Source organism: Rhizorhabdus sp. P4_G5 (assembly GCF_056401065.1).
The window spans coordinates 1-20610 of sequence record NZ_JBFUKB010000011.1 but is presented as its reverse complement, the minus strand read 5'-3'; the positions used below and the strand labels follow the sequence as shown (position 1 = coordinate 20610).

The 20610-nt window shown below is 62.8% G+C and carries 16 protein-coding genes and 1 pseudogene; 8 read left to right on the top strand and 9 right to left on the bottom strand.

The features are described from left to right. Positions 1-67 precede the first annotated feature (67 nt). Positions 68-1678, bottom strand: a complete 1611-nt coding sequence (locus tag AC1DQK_RS16865) for a DHA2 family efflux MFS transporter permease subunit (RefSeq protein WP_477872619.1) — start codon at positions 1676-1678, stop codon at positions 68-70. Positions 1679-1836: 158 nt separating this feature from the next. Between AC1DQK_RS16865 and AC1DQK_RS16860 the strand changes: the two genes are divergently transcribed. Next, a complete protein-coding gene (locus AC1DQK_RS16860) occupies positions 1837-2304 on the top strand; it encodes a peptidylprolyl isomerase (protein ID WP_477872617.1) in 468 nt (155 codons plus the stop codon). A 197-nt stretch (positions 2305-2501) separates the two neighbouring features. On the opposite strand, the gene AC1DQK_RS16855 is transcribed toward AC1DQK_RS16860, so the two are convergent. Beyond that, entirely contained in the window at positions 2502-3386 is an 885-nt protein-coding gene (locus AC1DQK_RS16855) for a LysR substrate-binding domain-containing protein (protein ID WP_477872615.1), read from the bottom strand. Positions 3387-3758: 372 nt separating this feature from the next. Between AC1DQK_RS16855 and AC1DQK_RS16850 the strand changes: the two genes are divergently transcribed. The 3 genes from AC1DQK_RS16850 (at position 3759) to AC1DQK_RS16840 (ending at position 7153) form a co-directional block, all read left to right on the top strand. Next, positions 3759-4391, top strand: a complete 633-nt coding sequence (locus tag AC1DQK_RS16850) for a class I SAM-dependent methyltransferase (RefSeq protein ID WP_477872613.1) — start codon at positions 3759-3761, stop codon at positions 4389-4391. A gap of 135 nt (positions 4392-4526) precedes the next feature. Continuing rightward, positions 4527-4868, top strand: a complete 342-nt coding sequence (gene rpoZ, locus AC1DQK_RS16845; protein ID WP_477872611.1) for a DNA-directed RNA polymerase subunit omega — start codon at positions 4527-4529, stop codon at positions 4866-4868. A gap of 179 nt (positions 4869-5047) precedes the next feature. Beyond that, complete coding sequence (locus AC1DQK_RS16840) at positions 5048-7153, top strand: RelA/SpoT family protein (protein ID WP_477872609.1); 2106 nt, start codon at positions 5048-5050, stop codon at positions 7151-7153. 12 nt (positions 7154-7165) lie between these two features. Here the strand turns inward: AC1DQK_RS16840 and AC1DQK_RS16835 are convergent, their stop codons facing one another. From AC1DQK_RS16835 to AC1DQK_RS16810, 6 genes are all read right to left on the bottom strand, one after another. Further along, complete coding sequence (locus tag AC1DQK_RS16835; protein ID WP_477872607.1) at positions 7166-7492, bottom strand: hypothetical protein; 327 nt, start codon at positions 7490-7492, stop codon at positions 7166-7168. A gap of 196 nt (positions 7493-7688) precedes the next feature. After that, entirely contained in the window at positions 7689-8600 is a 912-nt protein-coding gene (locus AC1DQK_RS16830) for an SMP-30/gluconolactonase/LRE family protein (RefSeq protein ID WP_477872605.1), read from the bottom strand. A gap of 27 nt (positions 8601-8627) precedes the next feature. Next, a complete protein-coding gene (locus AC1DQK_RS16825; protein WP_477872603.1) occupies positions 8628-9902 on the bottom strand; it encodes an alpha/beta hydrolase domain-containing protein in 1275 nt (424 codons plus the stop codon). Between the two features lie 221 nt (positions 9903-10123). Continuing rightward, positions 10124-10276: a hypothetical protein gene (locus AC1DQK_RS16820; protein ID WP_477872601.1), complete on the bottom strand. Its 153-nt coding sequence runs from the start codon at positions 10274-10276 to the stop codon at positions 10124-10126. Positions 10277-10304: 28 nt separating this feature from the next. Beyond that, positions 10305-10886 (bottom strand): nuclear transport factor 2 family protein, encoded by a 582-nt coding sequence (locus AC1DQK_RS16815; protein ID WP_477872599.1) that lies wholly within the window; start codon positions 10884-10886, stop codon positions 10305-10307. Positions 10887-10904: 18 nt separating this feature from the next. Beyond that, complete coding sequence (locus tag AC1DQK_RS16810; protein ID WP_477872597.1) at positions 10905-11738, bottom strand: SDR family oxidoreductase; 834 nt, start codon at positions 11736-11738, stop codon at positions 10905-10907. Between the two features lie 646 nt (positions 11739-12384). Between AC1DQK_RS16810 and AC1DQK_RS16805 the strand changes: the two genes are divergently transcribed. From AC1DQK_RS16805 to AC1DQK_RS16790, 4 genes are all read left to right on the top strand, one after another. After that, positions 12385-13812, top strand: coding sequence for an amidase (locus AC1DQK_RS16805; protein ID WP_477872595.1), 1428 nt, complete (start codon positions 12385-12387; stop codon positions 13810-13812). Positions 13813-14311: 499 nt separating this feature from the next. Further along, positions 14312-16864 carry a TonB-dependent receptor gene (locus tag AC1DQK_RS16800; protein WP_477872593.1) on the top strand — a complete coding sequence of 851 codons (2553 nt, stop codon included), beginning with the start codon at positions 14312-14314 and terminating at the stop codon, positions 16862-16864. Positions 16865-17254: 390 nt separating this feature from the next. Continuing rightward, positions 17255-18991, top strand: coding sequence for an FAD-binding protein (locus AC1DQK_RS16795; protein WP_477872591.1), 1737 nt, complete (start codon positions 17255-17257; stop codon positions 18989-18991). A 43-nt stretch (positions 18992-19034) separates the two neighbouring features. Beyond that, on the top strand, positions 19035-20276 hold the full coding sequence (locus tag AC1DQK_RS16790) for an MFS transporter (RefSeq protein ID WP_477872589.1): 1242 nt from the start codon (positions 19035-19037) through the stop codon (positions 20274-20276). Between the two features lie 204 nt (positions 20277-20480). On the opposite strand, the pseudogene AC1DQK_RS16785 reads toward AC1DQK_RS16790, so the two are convergent. Continuing rightward, positions 20481-20610 (bottom strand): annotated as a pseudogene (locus AC1DQK_RS16785) (IS5/IS1182 family transposase); the annotation flags it as partial.

Here is a 20610-nt window from a genome sequence, read left to right as displayed (position 1 = left end):
TCTAGGAGGAGAATCCGCGGCGGGCAATGCCCGGGGGCGCTATTGTGCGGTCCAATATCTCAGCCGATCACTCGAAGCCGGCAGGCTCCGCCTTTGCGCCCTTCGCCACTATCGGCTTCATCAGCAGCAGAACGGGCAGCAGGCAGACCACCGTCCACATCATCGCCCAGAAATCGTTGATGTAAGCCACCATCATCGCCTGCCGCGTAACCTCGGCATTGGCGATGGTGGCAGCTTTCTCTGCTAAGTTCACGCCGCCAAGCGTCTTCAGCATGGCGAGCGGCGTCCCATTCGATCCCAGCAGCGCCCCGATCTCGGCGTGATTGATCTGGACATTGCGCGCCAGCAGCGCGGTGAACAGCGCGATGGTCAATGATGTGCCGACATTGCGGAACAGCGCGGACAGTGCGGCCGCCTCGGTTCGCAACGCCGCAGGAACGCTGGCGACGACCGCGAAGTTGAGCACCATCATCATCAGGCCCATTCCCAAGCCCTGCAGCACGCCGGACCAGAGGACTGCCGAGGAATCCATCTGCACGGTAAACCCCGTCTGAACCGCCAGCGAGGCGATCACCAGCAGCATGCCGATGGCGAGCTGGTAGCGTCCGTCCATCCGCCGCATCATCTGCCCTCCGATCAGGATCGCCACCGCGACGGCAATTCCGCGGGGAATCAGGGCGACGCCGGCGAGATAGACGGGATAGCCGAGCAAGGTCACCAGCAGCGATGGCAGCAGCGCATTTGCTGCGATGATGATCGGCATGACTATGGCGCTGACGACGATGGCGCTGGTGAAGGTGCGATTGGCAAACAGGCCGACCGAGATGATCGGGCTCGGCGCCTTGCGCAAATGAAAGATCAGCATCCAGAAGGCGGATATGCTGACGCCGAACTCGATCAGGATCTCGGGCGATTCGAACCAATCCTGCTGCGTGCCGCGATCGAGCGCGAGCTGGAGACCGCACAGAGCGATGACGATCATCGCAAAGCCAATATGATCGAACGTCCGCCGCGCGGACGGAAAATCGGGGAGGGCTATGAACGTGCCGACCAGCGCAGCCACCCCGATCGGCACGTTCAGGAAAAATACCCAGCGCCAGTTGAAGGTGTCGGTAAGCCAGCCGCCGATCACCGGCCCTAGGATCGGGGCCACCATCGTGGCGAATCCCCACATCGTGATGGCGCGCACCTGCCTTGATGGCGGATTCATATCGTAGAGGAAGGCCTGGGCCATCGGTATCAGAAAGGCGCCGAAAAACCCTTGGGCGAGCCGCGCCGCCACCATCATCGGCAGAGTGATCGCGACGCCGCACAGCATCGAGGCCAGTGTGAACCCCAGGACGCATGCGCCGAACATGCGGCGGCGCCCGAACCGGCCGGCCAGCCACGCCGTCATCGGAGCGCCGATCGCCGTCGCGACGATGTAGGAGGTGAGCACCCAGTTTATGCTCTCGGGCGTGGCCCCAAGCGCAGCCTGCATATGGGGGAGCGCAACCGTGGCGATCGTTTGATCCAGCGCAACCAGGATGGTCGCGCCGATCATGATAATCGTCGCTATAGCCTTCGGCAGCGGGGCGATCGGGACGAGCGCCCGGTCCTCCTCCGCCGCGCCGGCATGAGCCCGGCCAGCCGCCGAGGGCCGGCCGGCCGGCATTGCGTCGCTGTCGATCTTGCTCATGCCGCTCCGCGTAACCCTTCCAGGACGCTGTATAAGCTGGTGCGGCGCGGTGGAAGCGCTTTACGCGATGGAGTTGCGCGGCTGCAATCAGCACTCGCCTCGCCGGGCATCTCTCGATAGGGACGGCGCGAGATTCGCTCGTCGAGAAGGAGAATATGATGGCCGCCGATCCCGAAAACACGCTCATCATGACGCTGGAGGGCGGCGATGTCGTCATCAACCTGCGCCCCGACCTGGCTCCCGGCCATGTCGACCACATCAAGGGACTCGTTCGCGAGGGCTTCTACGACGGGGTTGTGTTCCACCGCGTCATCCCCGGCTTCATGGCGCAGGGCGGCGATCCGACCGGCACCGGCATGGGCGGCTCGGACAAGCCCAACCTGAAAGCCGAATTCAACCGCGAACCGCACGTTCGCGGCGTCTGCTCGATGGCGCGCAGCGCCAGCCCGAACAGCGCCAACAGCCAGTTCTTCATCTGCTTCGACGACGCGCGCTTCCTCGATGGCCAGTACACCGTATGGGGCATCGTCGAGTCGGGCATGGAACATGTCGACGCGCTGCCGAAGGGCGAGCCGCCGCGCGAACCCGGCAAGATCGTCAAGGCGAAGATCGCCGCCGACGCATGACGGACCAGGGATCGTCTCGATCTGCGATCGGGACGATCTTCCTAGACCTTGATCGGATCAAGCTGGATCAGCCTGATCCGTGAATCAAGGTCTAAACCATTGACAGAGCATGATTCACGCTTTCGGCGGAAGCGCGACACGCTTCCACCTCCAACGATCATGCTCTAGGCCATGGCCATAAGTCCCCTGGCCATGGGTCACTGCGTCGACACCGTGCTGAACAGCCAGTCGTGGAAGATTCGTACCGCGCGGGTCGTGAGCGCCGGACGGCGGCACGCAAACCAATAGCCGTAGGGGCTGTCGATGCTGTAGTCGAACAGGCTGGTCAGCCTGTCATCGTGCGCATCGTCGAGGTGGCTCTGCAGCATGAAGGCGACTCCGAGCCCCTGCGCGGCGGCATCCAGCATGAGCTGGCCCGAATCGAATAGGTCGACGGCAGCAGGTTCCACGTCCGGGCGGCCCAGCGCTTCCCGCCAGATATTGAACAACTCTGACATGTCCCTGTGGAGGAAGATCGTCAGGCGGGCGATATCGTCGAACCGGTTCACCGGAAAGCGACCGCCGGTCAGCGACCGGCTGACGATGGCCACGGTCGTGTCGCGGTCGATCCGCCGCGAATAGAGGCTCGAGTCGATGTCGCGCGCGAGCACGATCGCAGCGTCGACCCCCTCGCCGAGTCGCGCCAGAGCATGACTGCCGGTATCGATATCGATGTGAAGTTCAGGGTGGCGCTGGCGCAGTTCCGGAAGGCGGCCCATCAGTCGCTGCGACGCGAAGAGCGGCATGACGCCGAGCCGCAGCCGAACGAGTTCGGTGTCTCCCGACGTGGCGTCGATGGCGAGGGTCAGCGCATCGAGCGCGGGAGCGATGCGGGACAACAACATCTCTCCGTCCGATGACAGCATCATTGCCTGGTGCCGGCGTTCGAACAGGCTGCGGCCCATGAATCGTTCCAGCGCCTGCACGCGTCGGCTGAGCGCAGGTGAAGACAGCGCCAATTCCTCGGCCGCAGCCTTCACCGACCCCAGCCGCGCCACCTGCACGAACGCTTCGATGGCGGTAAGGGGAGGCAATCTACGCATGTCAGCATCCCATCAGAACGCGCGGCTCGTTGCAACGCAAAACGGGGCAAGTCGCAAGAGGCGCGAGCCATGCGCCCTTTAACTCTATCTATATCGCGGTTTCAAGGTTGCATTTTTTGCAACTCGCTCAGCAGTCTAAGCATTTGCGACAATCGATGCCGCACCGCAATAAGGACAGGCCTTTCAGGCATCCTCTCCTAAAACTTTACGGCCGGCCCTCATGGGGTCGGCCTTTTTTTTGGGCCGCCGCGCAACCCTGCGCGGTTCGGGCGGTTGATCATCTCCCTGCCGTATCCGAAACGGGTGGTGCTTGCCTTTGCCGGCATCATTTGCGACGGGGGCGGAGCAAGATCAAAAGCCGACAGGAACATCATGGGTGAGTTTTCGGCCGAACAGGCGCTGGGAAGCGGCGTGAAGGCCCGCTCGGCATCCACCGCGACCAACCCTCTGGCGTTGTTCTTCCGCGAGTTCCTCCGCCACCCCGTGATGATCGGATCGGTCATCCCGTCGTCGAAGCGCACGATCGAATCGATGCTGTCGCGGGTGGACTGGGCAAATACGAAGCTGTTCGTCGAATATGGGCCGGGCGTGGGCACCTTCTGCGGCACCATCCTCGAACGGCTCGCCCCCGATGCCACCTTGCTCGTCATCGACACCAACCCTGTATTCGTCGATTTCCTGCGCCGCAAATTCGCCGACACCCGCTTCGTTGCGGTTCACGGCTCCGCCGAGGACGTCAACGAGATCGTCGCCGCGCATGGCTTCGACAAGGCCGATTATGTGCTCTCGGGCCTCCCCTTCTCGACATTGCCCCAAGGCGTCGGTGCTGCGATCGCGGATGCGACCCACCGCGTTCTCGAGCCAGGCGGCGCTTTCCTCATCTATCAATATTCGCCCTATGTGCTGAAATTGCTCGAACCGCTGTTCGACCGCATCGACCGCGATCTGGAATGGTGGAACATACCGCCGTGCGGTCTCTTCTGGGCGTACAAGGCGGCCGCGTGAGCTTTATCGGCGAAATGGACGGGACGGTCGGGTGTGGCATCCCCGTCATCGAGCGAGCCTCCATTTTCCTTTACATTTTCGCATAGCCCTGTTAGCCGCGCCCTCTTTCCGAATTCAGCTATAGCGGAGCGTTTTATGGCGCGCGTCACGGTCGAGGATTGCGTCGACAAGATTTCTAACCGGTTCGACCTTGTTCTGATGGCCGCCCAGCGCGCTCGCCAGATCTCGGGTGGCGCCGAACTGACGATCGATCGCGATCGCGACAAAAATCCGGTGGTCGCGCTGCGCGAAATCGCCGACGAGACCGTCATTCCCGACGAGCTGCACGAGGCGCTCGTCTCGTCGCTGCAGCGCGTCCGCGTCGACGACGATGATGCGCCCGATGAGATCGGCTCGCTGGCGGCTTCGGCCGAGGCGCTTCGCCTCACCGCCGCCGCTCCGCCGCGCAACCAGAATATCGGCGGCGACTACGAGTAAACCTTGGCGGGCGAGATCTCACGATCTTCGCTTAGCGTTTGACAGACATGCCGGCTCGCCTCCCGGGAGGCGGGCCGGTGTTGCTTTTGGGGAACGCGGCGTCCGGCTTTTGGCATAAACCCAGCCAGTGCCGACATTTGCTTGTTGCATCCACAGCGGCGCCACCCCCACATAAGCATGTGCTAAGACAATATGAACTTGTGGATCGGGTGCTGGCCTACGACCCGGACGCCGACGAGGCGTTGCTGAATCGCGCCTATGTCTTTTCGATGCAGGCGCATGGCAGCCAGAAGCGTGCCAGCGGCGATCCCTATTTCAGCCACCCGATCGAGGTTGCCGGCATCCTGACCGACCTCCAGCTCGACGACGAGACGATCGCAACCGCCATCCTCCACGACACCATCGAGGATACGGTCGCGACCGCAGAGCAGATCGAGAAGAGCTTCGGCCCGTCGGTGGCGCGGCTTGTCGATGGCGTGACCAAGCTATCAAAGATCGAAGCCCAGACCGAGAATGAACGCGCGGCGGAGAATCTGCGGAAATTCCTGCTCGCCATGTCGAGCGATATCCGCGTGCTGCTGGTCAAGCTGGCCGATCGGCTGCACAATATGCGGACGCTTCATCACATCGGCTCCGAAGTGAAGCGGCGGCGCATCGCCCGCGAGACGATGGACATCTACGCCCCCCTCGCCGAGCGCATCGGCATGTACGAGTTCATGCGCGAGATGCAGACGCTGGCGTTCCAGCAACTCGAGCCGGATGCCTATGCCTCTATCACCAAGCGGCTTCATCAGCTGCATGAAGGTGGCGGCGATATTATCTCGCGCATCAGTTCGGGAGTGCGGTTGCAATTGAGCCGGGCCGGTATCCAGGCCGAGATCCAGGGCCGGGAAAAGCATCCTTATTCGATCTGGAAGAAGATGGCCGAGCGGCACATCAGCTTCGAGCAGCTGTCCGACGTGATGGCATTCCGCGTGGTCGTCGACGACATCGATGACTGCTATAAGGCGCTGGGTGTTCTGCACCGACGCTGGCCCATGGTTCCCGGCCGGTTCAAGGACTATGTCTCCACCCCCAAGCGCAATGGCTATCGGTCGCTCCACACCTCCGTGATCCACTCGGAGAAGATGCGGATCGAGGTGCAGATCCGTACCCGCGAAATGCACGCCCAGGCCGAATATGGTCTCGCAGCCCACTGGGCCTACAAACAGGGCAAGCCTTCGCGCGAAGCCAGCAGCCATAGCTGGATCCGCGACCTCGTCGACATTCTGGAGCACGCCGACAATCCCGAGGAGCTGCTCGAGCACACCAAGATGGCGATGTACCAGGATCGCATCTTCGCCTTCAGCCCGACCGGCGAGCTGATCCAGCTGCCCAAGGGATCGACCGCGATCGACTTCGCCTATGCCGTCCATACCGATGTCGGCGACACGACAGTTGGCGCGAAGGTCAATGGCCGGGTGGTGCCGCTCAGGACACCGATCGAGAATGGCGATCAGGTCCAGATATTGCGCTCGAAGGCGCAGGAGCCGCAGGTCGAATGGCTGACCTTCGCCTTCACCGGCAAGGCGCGCTCTTCGATCCGCCGTTCGGTACGGCAGAAGGAGCGCGAGGAAACGATCGCGCTCGGCCGCAAGTTCTACGACGAGATCGTCAAGCGCATCCCCGCCCAGCTGGGGCCGGAAGCGCAGCCCGAAGCGCTCAAGCGCCTCAAGCTGCCGGACGAGGATGCGCTGATGGAGGCGATCGCCCGCAAGCTGGTCGATGACGCCACGGTGATGGATGCGCTGATGCCCGGGAGCGCCGAAAAAGCGGGTGTCAAGCGCAAGGAAGGCGCGCAGAGCGAGGCGATCTCGATGAAGGGACTCACGCCGGGTGTCGCGTTCCAGCTCGCCGCTTGCTGCAATCCGGTGCCGGGCGACCGGATCATCGGCATCCGCCGGCCGGACGAGCCGGTCGAGGTCCATACCATCGACTGCCGCAAGCTGGTCGAGAACCAGGACGCCGATTGGGTCGATCTTGCCTGGGGAGACGGCTCCGATGGCGGCACTGCGAAGCTTACCGTTATCGTCAGGAACGAGCCGGGTGCGCTTGGAATCATGTCAGGCATATTGGGCGCGCACCAGGCAAACATCGTCAATCTTTCCCTCTCGCACCGCGACGCCGCCTTCCACACCTATGACGTCACGATCGAAGTGCATGACGTCCAGCATCTGATGAAGATTGTCGCGGCGCTACGCGCGGCGGATGCGGTATCGCAGGCCGAGCGAACGCCAGCAGGCTGACCGGCCTGCTATCTACAATCCGAGTTGGGCGAGGCTGCCAGGCACGACCGCGCGCAGCTCGATCAGGCTGGGGATAGCCAGAACCAGCCCTAGAATGATGTCGAAGGTGCGGATCGGCCGCAGCCGGTTTCCCCGCGCGGGCCGTCGTCCCAGGTCCTGGACGGTTATCCACAGCATCGCGCAGCCGCATGCCGCGGCCGCGGCCAGTAATATGATGAAGGGCAGCGCGGCGATTTCGGGCCACACGGCATAGATCGGCCACAGGACGAGGGCAGCAAGCCCCGCGGCGCTGCCTGTACCGGCGATCTGGTGGATTTTCCATGATGTCGGACGGATCATGCCGGGTGTTGCGCCTTGTGCGAGCCGGGCGTCAAGGCGCGATACACGTCCTGCGGCAATCCGGAATGCCGGAAAGCCCCGACGCATGCGCGAGGGGGCTGAAACCGAAGCTTGTATGGCTATGTGGACGCACGCCGATCATGATCGGCGAAAAAGCCGCCGACATGATCCTCGCGGCGGCCTGACGCTCCCGCCGTCAGGCGTTGAAGTTGAGCCGCAGCCCGGGTCGCGGCCAGCGGCATTTGAACAGCTTGCCGGTGCCCGACGCGGTGATCCAAGCATCACGCATGTCCGCGCCCCCAAAACAGATGTTGGTCACAACCGGATCGGGGAAGCCGACGTGCTCAACACCGCCCGCCGGATCGAAGATCGAAATGCCGCCGTTCATGATCGTTGCCACGCAGACCTTTCCGTCTGCCTCTATCGCGAGGCTGTCTAATGGCTGGTAGCCCGGCAGCGGCCCGAGCACGACTGGAGCTTGTCCCGGTTCTTTCTCCTGGGCCAGCACGCCCGGCGCCTCGATCGCGAACGACCACACACGGCTCGTGTAGCTCTCGGCGGTATAGACGCGCGCTTCGTCGGGCGAGAGCCCGATGCCGTTGGGACCAAATAGTCCACTCCGCATTCGTCGGATCGATGATCCGTCGGGCTTGGCGTAGAGGATATGGCCGATGTCGAGCTGTTCCTGGCCGATCTTGCCCAGGTCGCTGAACCAGAAGCCGCCGCTCTTGTCGAACACGATATCGTTCGGCCCGCGTAATTGCTTGCCCTCGCAGGATTCATAGAGCGTCGTGCTAGCGCCGGTTGCGAGATCGACTCGCTGGATAGACCCCGTGCGATAGTCATCCGCCTCGCCCGACGGCATGCTGAAGCCTCCCTCGTCGGACCAGCAGAACCCGCCATTGTTCGTGACGTATACCGCGCCATCGGGGCCGATCGCCGCGCCGTTGGGTCCGCCACCGAGCTCCGCGACGACCTCGATACGGCCATCTGGCCACACTCGCGACAGCGTCTGGCGCCGCATCTCGACCAATATGATCGATCCGTCCGCCATCGCGATCGGGCCCTCGGGGAATTGCAGGCCTTCCGTTACGATTTCGAATTCCATGGCGTTGTTCCTCTCAGTTGTGCGCCCTCACCGAACGTCCGGCGGCAGCGCCCTTTCGACACGATCGAGTTCAGCGGTCCTGTCCGACGCGAGCAGATAGCCTGTCCGAATGAGGTGGTCCGCTCGCCTCGCCACGAGTGAGCGATAAGTTTGCCTGCTGCCGTAGCGCGCGCCGATTTCGGCCGTGGACCAAGGCTCCCATCCCGAAAAATTACCGCAGACGTCGTTGATCGAACGGACACCGACTGGCGATAAAGCCGGTGGAGCGGGCCGCCCGACGGGTGCGGTGGCTTCGATCAGCCCTATCCCGCCCAAGGGCACGCCGTCCACGTCGGCCGCCGGAATCCAAAGCGGTGCGCTGCCGAGCCGGTTGATACCAGCGAGTTTTGCCGGCGCGGGCGCGAGCATGAACGGCGCGTCGGGCGGCAGCCGGTGTCGCGTCGCCGTCCGGATGCCAATCGCGTCGGCCAGCCCCAGCAGCAGCGCGCGGACCGCCGTCGCATCACTGACCGCGTTGAGCGCGACAGGCTGTCCGCCATTGCAGCCCATCGCCCCGAACAGTTGCGCGAGCGGCGCGTTCGTGCCGGGCGCGTGCGCCGCCATCGTGGCAAAGCGATGAAGCCGCGCGGGACCCGGCGCACGCGCAAAAAGCCCGGCGCGCAACCGATAAAAGTCGGTAAGCGCGGCGAGATCCACCAGGACAGGGTCGCTGCGCGGCCGCCTGAGCAACTCCGATGGCATGAGCGGCGCGAGGTCGGGCGGCACGTAGGGAAATTGTGCGCCGCCCGCGGCGAAACGATTGATCGCCAGTACCACGCCAACGCCGTTACGCGTAAACACCCCTTGATAAACACCGCGACCGTTTGCCGGATCGACGTTGAAGCCTTCGGCCACGACGCTGTTGACCAGCCACGCACTCTGGCTAACGCCGGCAAGGATCAAGCGATGGAAGACGGGGATTGGCGTCGATCCGTCGCGGAAACGGCCGCTGAGCCAACGACCGAAATCGCGCACGATCACCTCGCCGACGCCTTGGGCATCCGGCGGTACGCCCGAGGCGATCCCGACCTGCCACTGGATGAGTGCAAGCGAGAGGTGCTGTCCGAGTAGGAACCGTTCGCCATCCGCGCGCTGAGCGGCAGGGTTCGCGACTCCTGCATCGCGGGCGGGCAAGGCGGCCAGGGTAGACAGCGCCCCCATGCCGCGGTTCGCGGCCTCCACGATGATGCCGTCCGCATTCGCTGCCCGTTGTGGCACGAGCAGCTCGAACGCAGCGGAATAGCGCAGCGCGGAAGCGCGCATATGCGCCGATATACCCGCCACCCCCTCCTCCGGCGAGACTTGCCCGTGAATCTCGCCACGAAGCCGGCGAAAGGCTATTCCCCCGAACACGCCTGCCGGAATATTCTCGCCAATCTCGACGGACGTCACCGCGGAAACCGGATGAGCGGCTGCGGGCGCGACTGCGATCACCAGCAGCAGCCAGAGCTGCGCAGCCCACGCCATGGCGTCCTTCGGCCTAGTCAAAGACGGCTCACGCCGCTGCCGGACGCGCGCGCTCCAGCGAGCAGTTCGAGCGCTTCGAACGGGGTGCCGCTGTGCTCCGTTTCCCAACCGGTTTGCCCGGTTGCGCGTTCGGCTCCGCGGCTCAGTTCCCGCGCACTCGGAAACAGCATGGCCTCTCTCCAATGGCCAAGCGGCTGCTCATTCGTAGTCTGACCCCGGCGCCGGCACGAGGCGAGCCCTCCGGTTCAGAAGGGGGCGCAGATAGGACGGATCGGATCGCGTCTGGCTCGGCAATCCGCTTGCATAGGGATCTGGCGCATTAGCGAAAGGCAGGGGCGCGCCCTCGACAAGACACATCGCCTCGATGATCGCATAGCGAAAGGCAATCTTCCAGTGACCGTCCCGCCTCTCGAGCCGATCAAGATAGCGGCCCCAACTTATGCTGTTTTTGCCGTCGACGTTCGAACCGGAAAATATCCAGTATGTCTCGGTGTGGGCAGTGTCGCCGTCGATGTCGCAGCTTTGGTTGGTGAGATGGTGCAGCGTCGTCTTGTGGAAGCGCTTATGAGTATCGTAGATCCAGTCAAAGAATTCGTCGGGTGTGCCATTGAAACCCTTGTGGTCGTCTGTCCCGTCAGGGTGGAAGACGGTGAGGAACAGTTCCCTGTCGAGCCGATCGTCTCCGCGCGCAAGGCGAACTACGCAGTCTCTGATCGCCTGGCGATCCTCAAGATTCTGCAACCGCGCTTCGAGCGCCGCCAACCTGCTTTCGTCTGACATCTTCCTCTCCCCAAGCTTTCAGCCGGCGTCCAGCGGGTTTCCGGTCGCCAGATTGCCCCAGCGGAGCGCCGCGACCATGCCTCCGTCGATCAACAGGTCGGTGCCGGTGACGTAGGCCGCGTCGCGGCTAGCCAGCCACTCGACGCAAGTGGCGATTTCCTCCGATAGCCCAAGCCGCCGGATGGGCTGCGCTGCGATAGCATCATCGACGGGTGAGCCCGCGTTACGCTCGAAGGCAATGCCTGGTGTCGCGATGATGCCGGGGCTCACCGAAAGAATCCGGCCGCCGCGCATACCCCAGGCAGGCGCCAGCGCTTGCACGCGGAGCTGATTGCAACGCTTTGCAAGCCAATAAGCGCCCATTCCGGTCTCCCAGCCTTCGACCCGCTTGGCGATCGCAATCAGCTCAGAGGCCGGCGCCACCGCGAAGGCGCGCTCGACCTCGGTCGGCACGGGCGTGTAATATGCGGCATTGCTGGCGATGAAGATACCGACCGAGCCATTGCCGACGAGTGGAAGAAATGCGTCCATCACCCGGATCGTGCCGAGCATGTTAACGTCCAAGATGCGCTCGGCATCTGCCATGCGGGGCGTTAGGCCGGCGGTATTCAACAGGCAATCCAGATTGCCCAAGCCGCTTGCGCGATCGGCAAAGGCTTCGACCGAAGCTGGGTCCGACACATCGATCAGGCTGGAATCGACATCATAGCCGTCTGCTGCAAGCTCGGAAGCCTTCGCTTTCAGAACCGCAGCGTCAAAATCGCCGATCAGCAGCCGCCGCGCCCGTCCGAGCCGGCGCGCGCAGTTGATGCCGAAACCTCGTACGCCGATGACGACCGCTAGTCCGCCCAATTCCAATCTCCTCGTCCCGGCCACCCCGCTAATTCCTCGAAGCGGCGCCCGCCACGTCCTAACAGGTTAGAGTTCAAAGCAGCGCGGCGTCAGCTGCTCTTCGTTGCCGACGGTACCGCGCGAATCCTGTGTCAGCTTGGCGGCAATCGAACGGGCTCGCGATAGACTGCGACGGCTGCTTCTGGCCGGCGGGGGCAGGGCCAATCACTGGTGCGCGTTTCACCGAACCCCCGGTTACTGGCGCGTATCGACCATGGCGGCACGCGCGCCGTCCTCTTCCCCAATGACGTCGCGCTGGGGCCCGATCGCATGCTCTACATGGCAGATTCGGGCGTCCCGCCTAAGAAAATGTCGATTCCACCATCGATGATCGTCTGCGCGCAAGCCTTGTAAACGGGTGGGTGGGCTGATCGACGGGACACCCGTGCCGGTAAATGATCCGACAGACAGAATGAGTGTTATTGCGCAATATCCCGACCTATGTTGCTGCCCTCCTATCAGATCATGCCCCGCTGTTCCGATAGTGAGCCAGAAGGTCGGCGAAAAAGGGATATGGCTTGGGCGACCAGGGGTAGCGATGCCGGGAGCAGGCCATCGGGCCGCGCCGTCGCGCTTCATCCGTCCGGCCACAAGCAGGGAGGAGCACGTGAGGGATTTCTTTTTCGAGCACGATTGCCTGGACGTCGCCCGCATGGTGAAAAGCGGCGAAGTATCCGCTACCGAAATGCTCGAGCTGTCGATCGAGATCGCGGAAACGCTCAACCCCACATATAACTTCATCGCCCAGCGCCATTACGAGGCCGCCCGCGCCGACATCGCTCGCGGTCTTCCGGACGGGCCGCTGACCGGTGTGCCGTGGCTGCTGAAGGACCTCAACATCTACATTGGCGGCCAGATCACCGAGGAAGGCAGCGCGTTCTTCCGCGACAATCGCGCCACTGTGACTTCCGAACTGGCGCGGCGATACAGTGCCGCCGGGCTGGTGACTTTCGGGCGCACCACCACCCCCGAACTGGGCATGACCCCCAGCACGGTGACGGCGCTGCATGGCGCCACCCGCAACCCGTGGAATCCGGACCACATTGCCGGCGGCTCCAGCGGAGGATCCGCGGCGGCAGTCGCGGCGGGCGTGCTGCCCGCTGCCCATGCGACCGACGGCGGCGGATCGATCCGCATCCCGGCATCCTGCTGCGGACTGTTCGGCCTGAAGCCCAGCCGCGGGCGCATCCCGCTCGGCCCGCCGCGGACCGAGGGCTGGATCGGAGCGAAATGCTCGCACGTCGTCTCGCGTAGCGTGCGCGACAGCGCGGCGCTGCTCGACGCCACCCACGGCATCGAATCAGGCGCACGTTATGACGCGCCCGCACCGGCGCGGGCCTTTCTCGCCGAAGTCGGCCGCGACCCCGGCCGGCTGCGCATCGCGCTGCAGGTGAGGCCGCTGGCAGGCGAGAGAGCCCATCCGGACATTGAGGCCGCCGTCCTGGAGACAGCGCGGCTGTGCGAGGAATTGGGCCACCAGGTGACCGAGGCAGCGCCGGCAGTCGACGGCGATGCGTTCAACCAGGCGTTTTTCGCGATCATGGCCGCCTCGACCGCCGCGAACCTGACCGAGCGCGCGAAGCAGACCGGGATTGCGGTCGGACCGGAAATTGTCGAGCCGCGCACCCTGTTCATCTACGATATCGGCATGCAGGTGTCAGGCTGGGAGGTGATCCGCGCCAACCAGACGATGCAGGAGGCGGCGGTGGCTGTCGCCGAGCTGCTCCGTGATTTCGACGTCATCCTCTCGCCGACCTTGGCAACGCTGCCACTGCGTCAGGGACTGCTTGATCCGCTGTCCAACGATCAGGAGACCTACAACCGCCATGTCATGCCCTTCGGCGCCTACACTTCGCTTTACAGCGGCACCGGGCTGCCAAGCATGTCCGTGCCGCTGGCGTGGTCGTCCGCCGGGCTTCCGATCGGCATGATGTTCTCCGGCGGCTATGGCGCCGAGGGTCTGCTGTTAAGCCTTGCAGGGCAACTTGAGCAGGCACGGCCCTGGGCCGGACGACGCCCGCCGCTGGCACGATGAGCTCGGGATGATTCCGTGCCAGCGGCGCTAAACCGGGATCTGAGAACAGGACCGGTAATTGAACTGAAATTGACCGGCCTGCATGGAGCAAGGCCGACTTATGGGGCTTGGCGAGGCCTCACGGATCATCACAATTTTTGGTGGATCGCTTCCCGGTGGGGTTTGCCCCAAACCGCTATCGTGCATCGTAGTCGCCGCCGTCCGTGGTCTGCCTTGTGAAAACTGGTCCTCCATGCGATTTGCTCCGCAGGGCGCCCTGCTTGTCACTTGCGTGGTCTTTGTTCCACGCGCCCTCGCCTGAAGGGGTACCCACATCGACGGCTGGCATCATCCGCCAGCAGGAGCGCAGCTGATAGTCCTTTCGGACGAAGGCCAAACCAGGCACAGCTTGCAGATAGCTTCGCGCGAAAAATCGCGGAAAATGCTTTGTCGCAATATAGCGTATCGCATCAATATACGGCGCCTCACATCTGCGCTGAATCCAGACGGGGAGGATTCCATGAAACATATTCAGATACTCACGACAGCATCGGCACTCGCTGTCGCCATGAGCGGTTCAGCCGCGATTGCGCAAGACGCCGGGCAGACGCCGACTGCCGTAGATAGCGGTGGCATCCAAGAAATTGTGGTCACGGCACGCCGGGTCGAGGAGAATTTGCAGCGCGTGCCGGTCGCTGTTACCGTGCTGCCGGCGGAGGCGCTCCAGCGCCGCAATGTCACTGCCACGAACGACCTGCAGTTCAGCGTCCCCAACCTGCAGATCAAGCCGAGCAATACATTCCCGTCACAGCCCGAGTTTATTATCCGTGGCCAGCGTCAGGTGCTGAACACCGACGAGAACGTGGTCACCTACGTGAATGGCGTGCCGCAGAGTACGCGCGGCCTCACCTTATATGACCTGGAGAGCGTGCAGGCGCTGAAGGGCCCACAGGGCACCTTGTTCGGCCGTAATTCGATGGGCGGCGCCATGTTGTTTACCACGAGCCGGCCCAAGTTTGTCCCGGAGGCAAAGTTCGAGGTGGAAGTCGGCAATTACGGCCGGGTCCAGGGCACGGTCATGGGCAACGTGCCGTTGGTAGACGAAAAGGTCGCTCTGCGCATCGCCGGGCGGATCGAGCGTCAGGACGGCTTCTTCAAGAATCTGAGCCCAGGACAAAAGAACCTCAACGACCGCCGCAACGAGAGCGGGCGGGCGACGCTGCTGGTGAAGCCAACCGACGTTTTCGAGAACATAACCACCATCGACTATATCCATCGCGACGAGGTCCCAACGCCGTCGCTGATCGAGGCAGCGCCGCTAGCCGGCAACTTTTTTCGCGGCATCACGCAGCAGGCGGTGACGCAGCAAAGCGCGTTGGGCGGCGGAACACCTCTGATCGACACCGCTAACGGCCTGCTCATTCGACAAGGCAATCCGTTCCGGTCGGTTGCGAATACTCACTTCGGCGACGTCCTGACAAAGGCCGTTTATCCCGCACTCAGCCATTTTGCCGCGCGATCCAATGTTTACGGCCTGGCGAACACGACCAGCTTCGATGTGAGCGACTCAATCACGCTCAAGAACATATTCGGCTATCGCTACGAGAGGGCATACGATCATCAGGATCCGTCGGGCCTGTCGGGCATGACCTTCGACGTCGGCCCGCTGCTCGGCGCTCCTGCCGGCGTGATTAGCGGACAGGCCACAAATAACGATACTTACTATTTTAATAAGTATAGATATTTTTCGGACGAGTTTCAGCTTATCGCAAAGATGGAGAATTTCGACTTCATCGCAGGCGCCTTCTACTCGCATCGCAAGCACCTGCTGTCGGTCAACTCGACCTTTGTCGTTGGTCCGGCGTCCTTCTATGGGCCGCGGCCGGTCCGCCATCAGCAGCTGGACGATACGGGCAAGTCGGCCGCTGTGTTCGCACAGGGGACGTACGACTTCAGCGGGATTGGCCTTGAAGGCGTGCGGCTGACCGCTGGCCTGCGCTATACGCGTGAGAAGAAGTCGTACATCACTGAAAACTTCTTCAGCACAAGCAACAATCAGCTGCAGAAGTTCGGGCCGAGCATTCCGCAATCCTCCTGTAACGAGCTCAATAGTACGCTTGGCAACGCCGTCGCGGTCAATAACGGCACGCGGTGTGATCTCAGCTCCCACCGGACCTACAAGGCGCTCACCTGGACCGGCTCGCTCGAATATCAGGCCGCACGCGACACGTTGCTCTACTTTGCCACCCGCCGCGGCTTCAAAGCGGGCAGCCCCAACCCGACGACGCGCCTGCTGGAGTTCGGCCTGTTCGGCGCCGAGAAGATCACCGACTTCGAACTTGGCCTCAAGCGGCAGGGCGAGCTCGGCTCGATCCCCTACCGCCTGAACATTGCAGGCTTCATCGGCAAGTATAAGGATATCCAGACGCAGGACATCCTTCAGTTCTGTTCGAATACGGCCGCCAATCCAGCGATTCCTGCTGCTTGCGGCACCTTCACTGACCTGCTGGTCCTCAACGTCGGCAAGGCGACGATCAAGGGTGTCGAGGTGGAGGGCACGATCAAGCCGTTCCCCCAGCTCCAGCTCGACTTCGGCTATTCCTATCAGGTCGGGCGCTACGGCAAGGGATCGGTCGTTCCGCAGCCGACGAACCCCGCGCTTCCGGTAGCTAACTCCAACCCGATCAACTTCGCGGGTGGTGTTAATCTGCAGGGTGTGGAATTCGCTGGCGTGCCCCGTACGAACCTCACAGCATCGGCCACACTCAACGCGGATTTCATCCCCGAGAGCTTCGCTAAGACGCAGCTCAGCGCGAACTATTATTATCGCAGCAAGACCAAGGGGCTTGCAGTGCAGGGGATCTACCAGACGCCCAGTTTCGGTACGTTCGGTGCGCGACTGTCCTTCAATGAACTGTTCGGATCCGACTTCTCGCTTGCAGTGTGGTCGTCCAACATCACCAACAAAAGATACAAGCTCTTTTGCTCGAACAATCTCAACAGCATCGGCTATGCCGCCTGCAAATGGGGTGATCCGCGCACTTATGGCATGACTGTTTCCGTTAAGTTCTAGATAGAACCCTCAAGCCAGAAACTCTGCCCGTCTCGCCGGGCAGGGTTTCTTTCTTTCTTTCTGGAGGAACGACATCGGGGGAAAGGAGCATGAGATGCAAGGAATGGGATAAGCCCGCCCCCCTCCGAGTAAGGGAGGCTCAAAAAAGTGATATCGTCAGCTATGCGTGACGGGGAGCCTGGCAGGCTTTCCGTTTGTCGGAACCCCTCCGGAGGTCCATGCTGATTATGTGGCCATAAACGCAGGTCCCGGAGACCCAAAGGGTCGGATGCGCGGTCACATACGACTTCTACCCGATCGCAGGCGCCGCGCTCGGTCCGGCGATGACATTCGGTATACTGGCTGCGGAACATGTCGCGCGGCCCAGCAGCAACAGGGAGATCCTTTAAGATGGCAACTGCCGCCCATGCGACCTTCGGACCGGAACTCGCCGAACTACGCGACGCAGCGTCAAGCAAGATCGAAAGCCCCCTGCAGGCCAGCGCAATCGACAGATGGCATGCGGAATATGACGTCGTCGTCGTGGGCTTCGGCCTCGCCGGGGCCAGCGCCGCCCTGGAAGCGGCGGAACACGGTCTGAAGGTTCTGCTGCTTGAACGCTTTCAGGGCGGCGGATCCAGCCAAGTGAGCGGCGGCATCGTCTATGCCGGCGGTGGAACGCATGTTCAGCAGGAATGCGGCGTGTCGGACAATCCGGAGGCGATGGCGGACTATCTACGCAAGGAGGTGGACGGCCTGGTCACCGACGATACCGTGCGGCAATTTGCGGAAGACAGCATTGAAACGCTGGCCTTTCTCGAGCGCTGCGGGGTCCACTTCAGCGGCCCGAAGGCCCCCAAGAAGACGTCGCACCCGACCGCCGAATATTATCTCTATTATTCCGACAACGGCACCGTCCCTGCTTATATCGGCAAGCATCCTCCGGCCGAACGCGGTCACCGAACCAAGAATCCCGCACTTGTCCCGGATGCGCCCCCCCTGCGCGGGAAGAAGCCGCATGGCGGTTTCGTCGAAGGCGCGGACAATGGCTGGTACCTGATGGAGGCCGTCAAGCAGACGGTCAGGGCGCATCCCAACGTGACGGTTCTTGAACAGACGCGCGCGAAGCGTCTGGTGATGGACGGAAATCGCGTCGTCGGCATCCAGGCCAGCGTGCTGGGTGGTCTCGCCGCGGCAATCCACAAGCGCTCGGTCACCTTGGCGTCGAAGCTGGCGCTTCAGGTCATCGGCCTCGACCGACCGTTCGCCAAGGCGTTCCGGGCGGCCGAAGGAAGCGGCAGCAGCCGCAACTTCCGCGCGCGCCAAGGGGTGGTGATCGCAGCCGGCGGCTTCATCCGCAACCGCGGGATGATGTCGCGATATGCCCCGCGCTATCTAAAGTCTCTGCCGATCGGCTCCTTCGGCGACGACGGCGCGGGGATTCGGCTCGGCGCTTCGGCAGGCGGCGTCGCCGCGCACCTCGACAAGATCTCCGCCTGGCGGTTTATAAATCCGCCCTATGATTGGACGAAGGGCGTCGTCATCGGCTACTCCGGCGACCGGATCACCAACGAGGAAGAATATGGCGCGCACCTATCGCGCGCGATCTACGAGATTTCGGACGGGCGGGCCTGGCTCGTCGTGGATCAAGCGATCTGGGATGCGGCCTTGGCCGAGGTGAATTCGGGCAAGTTGTTCGCCTTTCAGCAGTTTCCCGTCAAGCAGGCGCAACGCAGCGCAAAGAAGGCGGACACGATCGACGGTCTCGCGCGAAAATTGGGCGTACCGCCCGCGAACATGGCTCGCGCGGTTGCAGAGTACAGCGAAGCGGCGCGGACCGGTGCGCCAGATCCGATGGGGAAGAGCGACGGTTGTCGCCAAGCGTTCGGCGATGGGCCGTTCTACGCGATAAACCTCGCACATGAAATGCCGGTCAGCCCGATCACGTCGTTGACGACCGGAGGATTGAGCGTCGACGAGAAGACCGGTGGTGTTCTTGGGCGCGACGGCAAATCGATCCCCGGCCTTTATGCCGCCGGCCGATCGGCGGTTGGCATACCATCGAACAACTATGTCAGCGGACTTTCACTCGCAGATTGCGTGTGGTCGGGACGACGAGCAGGTCGTGCCATGGCGGATGGCAAGTGAGGAGCCGCTTGCTGCCGGAACACGAGCAGCGGCCAGGGCTCGCATGACGATACCGATCGCTCAGGTCATCGAGGAGAGCGATTTGCCAAACCGAGCGTCTGCAATGGAGGACGAGGATCGGGCGTTGAGCCGCGCGAAAGTCGCTACCATGACGCTGGTGGTCGCGAGTTCGACGTTCAACGCCATTACCGCCGACGCCATGGTCTCGGCGATGCCGCAAATGACGCGGGAATTCGGATCAGGCGTCAACGCCGCGTTCATGGCGCAGATGATCTTGGTCACGCCGTCGCTCTCGATCATCGTAGCCGCGCCGCTCGCTGGCCTGCTCGTGCATCGGTTCGGGTTCAAGACTTTGATGATCGCGTCGCTACTGCTCTACGCGCTGACTGGTGGTTTCGGCTTCGTGGCACCCGGAAGCGCCAGCCTGATCGCTTCGCGTGTCGTGCTGGGCTTCGCCAGCGGACTTCTGAGCGCCTTGGCACTCTCGCGCGCGGCGGATTTCGACCTGCGCTCGGGCGCGAGGCTGCTCGGTTTCGCCAATGCGATGGCGGCCACGACGGCGATCGCAAGCTTTGTGCTGGGCGGGTGGCTGGCACGTGAATTCGGGTGGCGTACCGCTAGCCTGACTTATCTCTGGACGCTTGTCCTGGTTCCTGTCGTCCTCATGAGTAGCTCGATGGGTGAGCGGAAAGTGCCGCTCGATGGCGCCGCTCCAGCGGTGCGCTTTCCGTGGCTCGCCACCCTGCCGACATATCTGTTGGTGCTCGGGATTTTCATGGTCGTCTACGGGTCGTCGATCGAGGGACCCTTCGTCCTCTCCCGACTGGGGATGAGCGATCCGGCGCAGGTTGGCGTGGCAATCTCTGCATCTGCTTTTCTCTGTGCCGTGACCGCCTTCGGCTATGGCTGGATAGCAAGACTGCTCGACGACCGCCTTCAGTTCGTGCTGGTGTTTTTGGCGTTCGCAGCGTCGACGGTGATTACGTCCCTCGCCGCCAGTTCGGCGGTCGCTATAGTCGGACTGTCGATCACGGGCGTGGGATCGGGCATACTTTCGCCGCTGCTCGTCTCCCGATTGATCCGCAAGGTCCCACCCGCGCACGTGGCCACCGCGACCGGCCTGTTCGGGAGTGCGACCTTCGTGAGCGTGTTTCTGACACCCGTCGCCTACAAGCTCATCGTCGATGTGGGCGGGGTTCACGTCTATACGGGCTTGGCCGCTTTCATGGGCATCGCGCTGCTGGCGACGATCTGCATGGTCATGACCGGGCGTCTCGCTCGCTGAACGCGGTCGCCGTGCGAGATGCGATTTCATAGATGGCGCGAGGTGGCAGCGCCTGATTGGCGGCCAGGCCACCTGCAAGAACGATTAGAGTGATTTCGAGGCAGATGGAGGTCATCTGCCGGCTCGGAAATCACGAAAAACGGACAAAATCTAGACTTGATCCGGTTCAATCTGAACTGGATCGAGTCTAGGCTGAATCGACATTCAGCACCAGAAGCTGAGGGCAGCGAGGCATAGGCTAGCGAGATAGTTTTGCGGGATGCGATCGTATCGTGTGGCGATACGGCGTAGCTGCTTGAGTTTACCGATGGTCCGTTCGATGCGATTGCGCAGC

Coding starts and splice junctions, on each gene's coding strand:
- AC1DQK_RS16865 (WP_477872619.1), bottom strand. CDS start 1,678: ATGAGCAAGATCGACAGCGACGCAATGCCGGCCGGCCGGCCCTCGGCG.
- AC1DQK_RS16860 (WP_477872617.1), top strand. CDS start 1,837: ATGGCCGCCGATCCCGAAAACACGCTCATCATGACGCTGGAGGGCGGC.
- AC1DQK_RS16855 (WP_477872615.1), bottom strand. CDS start 3,386: ATGCGTAGATTGCCTCCCCTTACCGCCATCGAAGCGTTCGTGCAGGTG.
- AC1DQK_RS16850 (WP_477872613.1), top strand. CDS start 3,759: ATGGGTGAGTTTTCGGCCGAACAGGCGCTGGGAAGCGGCGTGAAGGCC.
- rpoZ (WP_477872611.1), top strand. CDS start 4,527: ATGGCGCGCGTCACGGTCGAGGATTGCGTCGACAAGATTTCTAACCGG.
- AC1DQK_RS16835 (WP_477872607.1), bottom strand. CDS start 7,492: ATGATCCGTCCGACATCATGGAAAATCCACCAGATCGCCGGTACAGGC.
- AC1DQK_RS16830 (WP_477872605.1), bottom strand. CDS start 8,600: ATGGAATTCGAAATCGTAACGGAAGGCCTGCAATTCCCCGAGGGCCCG.
- AC1DQK_RS16825 (WP_477872603.1), bottom strand. CDS start 9,902: ATGCGCGCTTCCGCGCTGCGCTATTCCGCTGCGTTCGAGCTGCTCGTG.
- AC1DQK_RS16820 (WP_477872601.1), bottom strand. CDS start 10,276: ATGCTGTTTCCGAGTGCGCGGGAACTGAGCCGCGGAGCCGAACGCGCA.
- AC1DQK_RS16815 (WP_477872599.1), bottom strand. CDS start 10,886: ATGTCAGACGAAAGCAGGTTGGCGGCGCTCGAAGCGCGGTTGCAGAAT.
- AC1DQK_RS16800 (WP_477872593.1), top strand. CDS start 14,312: ATGAAACATATTCAGATACTCACGACAGCATCGGCACTCGCTGTCGCC.
- AC1DQK_RS16795 (WP_477872591.1), top strand. CDS start 17,255: ATGGCAACTGCCGCCCATGCGACCTTCGGACCGGAACTCGCCGAACTA.
- AC1DQK_RS16790 (WP_477872589.1), top strand. CDS start 19,035: ATGACGATACCGATCGCTCAGGTCATCGAGGAGAGCGATTTGCCAAAC.